The organism is Desulfurococcus sp. (genome assembly GCF_049970475.1).
GTDB lineage: Archaea > Thermoproteota > Thermoprotei_A > Sulfolobales > Desulfurococcaceae > Desulfurococcus > Desulfurococcus amylolyticus.
On sequence record NZ_JBMFMW010000078.1, the window covers coordinates 1 to 5,430 of the forward strand.

A 5,430-nucleotide genomic window follows, 5' to 3' on the forward strand; every position below is an offset into this window, starting at 1 on the left:
TTCTAGAAGCCGAAGTACACGGCCATGGACACAGACACGCTCATTGCTCTATCCTTAAAGCTCCCAGTTGGGTTCCTTGTTTCATCCTTAAGATACAGGTTTCTCAGGCCCAACTTCTCTCCAAGTCTCCTCGCCTTTAGTAGGGGGGTACCCCCTTCACCAAGTGAGATAATATAGTCTCTGCTTGGCACTGGGAGGAATTCCATGTATCTCCACATGTTGAATGATCTTTGTGAGAGAATATCTCTATTAATGCTCTCAGCTATCGCTTCATAGTCATACACTATATCTAGCCTACCCAGATCCTTGCTGGGGCATGTCAATGGTTTCTCGCTTAGAAGTAGTCTTCTACCACACCTACTACACTTCAATTCTCTTACATACAATATCTTTACACCCCGGGTTCTTGAACTAAGATATTGAAGTGTTCTCCATATTAAGCATTACTTGATGAACACGTTAATAGGAAAACTAATATGGTACCAGTATCTTAGAATCAATAGTAGTGTTAACCCTGCTCTCTCTCCCATATGAACTCTACTACTTCATCGTGCTGAGGGACTTGGTGCGATCCCAGTTTCTTTATCTTCAATGCGGCGACAGCGTTACCATATTGAACGGCTTTTCTTAACATGTATCCACGTAGTATTCCTGTTATGAAGCCAGAAGCAAAAGCATCACCTGCCCCGGTGGTGTCTATAACGTTTTCCACGAGATAAGCAGGTATTTCACCAGTGTATTCTTTTGAGAGGACATATACTCCTTCACTCCCCCTCTTCAATAATATTACTGCACTGGTTTCATTAGCTATCACCTTAGCAGCTTCTCTATAGTCGTCTATTCCCGTCATTAATCTCGCCTCCTTCTCGTTAAGCATGATGTAGTCTACATTAGCCACTACATCCTTTAAGTTGCTAAGTCCCTGTGAAGCAAGTACCCTGCCAGGATCCCATGAAATTGTTAGACCATGTTTCCTAGCTAGCTCAATAGCCCTTATGGTGGTATCTAGCCTAAGGCTAGCTATATGCATCCATCTAGCTCTTGATATAGCGTATTCACTGATGTCGTCTGGCACTAGTTCTTCCGCTGCCCCCTTATACCCGTACATCATGATTTCCCCTCTATTATTTATAGCGACTATAGTAAAGCCCGTCTGCGTGAAACCTATTCTAAGCCCACTTATGTCGACTCCCTCCCTGAGTAATTCATCGACGATTATCCTACCGAAGCTGTCGAAGCCTACCCTAGCTATCAGGGAGGACTTCATGCCCAGCCTTCTCACACCTATAGCCACATTTACCGCCGAGCCTCCGGAACCCCATGACTGATTTAACACCTTGCTCTCCAAGTCTATCGTTGGGAACTCGTTCACAACTATCCGTATGTCGACTAGTGCGTGTCCTACTGTCACTACATCGATACTTTTATTCACCATGAACCACCATGTTTCTATACTCCCTTACTCAGCGTATTTGATAGCTTCTTCGGGCGGTATTTCCTCGTGTACGACCTTCATTATCGCTCTTATGGCACCGCCTGGGTTCTTATGCCTGAAAACGTTTCTTCCAACTACTACTCCTCTACCACCGGCTCTTATAACGTTTTCAACATCTCTGAGGAAGTCTATGAATCTCTCCCTGACAGCTCCACCGCTCATTAATACTGGTATACCTGATGCAGCCTCAACTACTTCTCTAAATGACTCCAGGCTACCCGTGTAGTACGTCTTGATTAAGTCTGCCCCGCTCTCGATAGCAGCTCTCACACCGTATTTGACTATTTCGACATCATACATGTTCTTTATCGCTGGCCCCCTTGGATAAGACAGCTGGAGACTGGGGTAGCCGTATTTCTCGGCAAGCCTCTTTACTTCGAACCATTGCCTCAGCATGGCGTCCTCGTATTGACTGCCCCAGTACACTGTGGCGGCAACTGCTTCAGCTCCTAGTGCCACAGCGTCTTCCACGTATCCAAAAATACTTTGAAGTAGTCTCTCATTCTCCGGCCTTAGATTGGTTTTACTGGTTATCTTGACTATTAGACTGGTTTTCCCAATCCATAGATCCCTAGTCATGAACGCTGTTGCCGGGAGCATCATTACAGCATCCACACCTGCCTCAATGATTTTACCTATTATTGTCCTTGGATTGATGTATTCGCGGGGAAAGTCGCTGGGCCCGTGTTCAACACCGTGGTCGAATGCGAATACTACTCCTCTTCCACTAGGTAGCAATCTCTTAAGTCTGAGCTCCTTCCCAGCTATACTATAACTCATCATTGTTCACCTCCTTATCTAACTACAATTATTTAAAGGAGTTAATAATATTGTTCTACCTATTTACGTATACGATTTATATAGTTATTTAAAGCATGAAGATCCGCCTTAATAATTCAATCCCTAGATAGGCGGCTGCAAAGACTATTACTGAGGCCACTAGGACACCGGTGTTAATGGCTATAATGGATCTTCTTCTATCAAGCCCAAGTATATATGCCACTAAACTACCTGTCCAAGCACCTGTTGCTGGAAGCGGTATAGCAACGAAAACCATTAGTGCAATATAGGAGCTCCTCTTAATGCTGAGGGCTTTCCTTTCCCCAAGTTTCCTCAAGTACCCGTATGCTCTCTTAACAAGTAAGGGTATCCACGGTTTTTTAACCAGGTTATCAAGTAGGTCGAACAATGGGAATGCTATGAATGGAATACACATGTTTGATAGAGTAGCTATTAGAAAACCATACACTAGCGAGTAGATATCTCCCTTGGAGGCCACCAAGAAAAACGGTATGGCGCCACGTACCTCGCTCACAGGGGCTAAGCCTAGTATTATTGTCCAGAATACTATGGTTGGATTCATTGAAGCGTGCCTCACGTACTATGGTATGATTAATTAATTAATTGAACATTTATTAGCTTATCTACCAACTTTCACATAAATAACCCTTCCAAGTGGGAGAATTTATTACATAAATTTTATATAATAGAAATTTTTATATACTAGTATCTACGAGTAATATATGTATAAGGTAAGGGGATACTATGAAGACAAATATCCTGATCGCGGTCTTCGTAATCCTAATAATAATAGCTGGTGCAGCAGGATTCTTCATAGGGCAATCCACGGCTCCAGCACAGGTTCAAAAACAATATACACCACCAGATAGGATAAAGGCTGCATGGATCTATGTTGGACCGGTTGGGGATGCTGGATGGTCCTACATGCATGACATAGGCAGGAAATACGTAGAGACATTATACAGTGGTTGGCTTGAGACAACATATGTTGAATCCGTTTCAGAGGATCAGTTGCTTGGAACAATAGATAGATTAGTTGCCAACGGGTACACGGTGATCTTCACGACATCCTTCGAATTCATGGATAAGACCATCGAAGCCGCTAGGAAGTATCCGAATGTAATGTTCTTCCACTGCTCCGGGTATAAGAGGGCCCCCAATGTAGGTACCTACTTCGCAGACCTATATCAGGTCTACTACTTAAATGGATTAATGGCAGGCGCCCTTACTAGAACAGGCCAGGTAGGTTATGTCGCGGCGTATTTGATACCTGAGGTTGTGAGACACCTAAACGCGTTTGCTATAGGTGCCAAGGAAGTAGGTGATGCACTGGGTAAGGATATCAAAGTGCATGTGATAGAGATAGGTGCATGGTATGATCCTACAAAGGCTAGGCAGGCTGCGGACACGTTGAAGACGCAGTACAATGTGGACGTGCTTGCATTCACAGAGGACTCTACGGCTATTGTAGAGTATGGTGAGGCAAATGGTGTATACGTCTTCAGTCACTACGGCCCCATGTTGAAGTACGGGCCCAACTATGTTGTGAGTGGTCAGATCGTTAGGTGGGAAATAATATATGCTGACATACTAGCCAAGATAAAGGCTGGGATATATAGGCCGGATAACTTGGATAAGGTTGACTACTGGTATCTGTTGAGCTCTGGCGCGGTGGATCTAGGCGCCGATATCGCTCCTGATGGCAGTATAGTAATGATAAATCCAAAGTACATCGATATCTTAAAGAGCATACAGGTGAAAGATAAGTTAACTGGTGAAAATCTCAGCGTATACGATCTAGTTATGAGGAGATACTGGCAGATGAAAGGTGCCTTCACAATAGTACCATTGGAGGAAACAGCCTTAACACATGTATATGAAAACCTATCCTCTATAACCATTGACTGGGGCGGTAGGATAGGTACTAGACCATACCCGATAGCACCGGTATTCGACCCGTTCGCAGGGCCATTCACAGCATACTGTCTATACACACCCGATAAGGCTACATCTACGTATTGTAAAGGTATGTCACAGGGTGCACAGATATCATTCCCACAGGGATATATTGCTGGACACGATGATTTATGGAACATGGACTACCTAGTATCATGGGTCATTAAACACTAATCGGGTTAATATCTAATATTATTTAAACACAACACGTTTTTTAATCCCTCTCCTCCTTATCATTTATACCAATAAGACGAGTAAATAGTAGGGTGTCCTATAAAGTGGGCGAAAATAAACCACTAGTATCTGTGAGAAATATATCAAAGTCCTTCCCTGGTGGGATAATAGCATTGGATAATGTGAGTTTCGATATCTACAGGGGTGAAATAGTAGCATTGTTAGGGGAGAACGGTGCGGGGAAATCGACAATGGTGAAGATACTATATGGAGTATACTTCCCTGATGAAGGCGAGATCTTTATTGATGGTAGAAAGACTGTATTCTACAATCCAGTAGACGCTATAAAACAAGGTATTGTAATGGTTTCACAGATACCGCAGCTCATAGATAGGTTAAGTATAAGGGAGAACCTTGTAATAGGATTAAGCATTCTCGGCTTCGGTAAACTAGCTAGGACTTCCAGGGTGGATAAAGTAATCGGAGAGATAAGTGGGAAACTTGGGATGAAAATAGACCCAGATACCATGGTGTGGAAACTGACGTATACGCAGAAGCAAATGATTGAAATACTGAGGGCCTTCCTTTTAAACGCTAAACTGGTAATCCTGGATGAAGCCTTAACATACTTGCCCCTAGAAGAGAGACGGAGATTCTACACGGTTCTAGACACGTTTAAGAAGAATGGGGGTTCCAGCTTAATTATAACGCATAAGATCACGGAGGCCATGGAGATAGCTGATAGAATAATAGTGCTGAGGCGTGGCAAGCTCTCAGGCATCCTGAGACGTGAAGAGGCGAGTATAGAGAAAATCCGCGAGCTAATGTTCAGGGAGGACGCTGGGAAAATAACGTATGAAAGACTGGCATCGGTTGCACCGCTTAATGAGAACTGTATAAGCATAGAGGACCTCGTGGTAGTAGACGAGTATGGTAGGAGAATCGTGGATAATGCAAGAATACTTGTTAGGAAAGGAGAGGTGGTAGGCATTGCCGGCGTAGCA

The 5,430-nt window shown here is 43.7% G+C and carries 6 protein-coding genes; 2 read left to right on the plus strand and 4 right to left on the minus strand.

Annotation, left to right across the window (positions count from 1 at the left end):
• Positions 1–2: 2 nt before the first annotated feature.
• The 4 genes from ACP5N5_RS05360 to ACP5N5_RS05375 form a co-directional block, all read right to left on the minus strand.
• Entirely contained in the window at positions 3–386 is a 384-nt protein-coding gene (locus ACP5N5_RS05360) for a pyridoxal-phosphate dependent enzyme (protein ID WP_428133623.1), read from the minus strand.
• A 122-nt stretch (positions 387–508) separates the two neighbouring features.
• Positions 509–1,435: a carbohydrate kinase family protein gene (locus tag ACP5N5_RS05365; RefSeq protein WP_428133627.1), complete on the minus strand. Its 927-nt coding sequence runs from the start codon at positions 1,433–1,435 to the stop codon at positions 509–511.
• A gap of 24 nt (positions 1,436–1,459) precedes the next feature.
• Positions 1,460–2,278 (minus strand): class I fructose-bisphosphate aldolase, encoded by an 819-nt coding sequence (gene fba / locus ACP5N5_RS05370; RefSeq protein WP_014767518.1) that lies wholly within the window; start codon positions 2,276–2,278, stop codon positions 1,460–1,462.
• Between the two features lie 85 nt (positions 2,279–2,363).
• Positions 2,364–2,858 (minus strand): COG2426 family protein, encoded by a 495-nt coding sequence (locus ACP5N5_RS05375; protein ID WP_428133629.1) that lies wholly within the window; start codon positions 2,856–2,858, stop codon positions 2,364–2,366.
• A gap of 182 nt (positions 2,859–3,040) precedes the next feature.
• Between ACP5N5_RS05375 and ACP5N5_RS05380 the strand changes: the two genes are divergently transcribed.
• Entirely contained in the window at positions 3,041–4,426 is a 1,386-nt protein-coding gene (locus ACP5N5_RS05380; protein WP_012608285.1) for a BMP family ABC transporter substrate-binding protein, read from the plus strand.
• A 182-nt stretch (positions 4,427–4,608) separates the two neighbouring features.
• Positions 4,609–5,430: ATP-binding cassette domain-containing protein (locus tag ACP5N5_RS05385; RefSeq protein ID WP_428133632.1), on the plus strand; the 822-nt coding region annotated here is incomplete at its 3' end.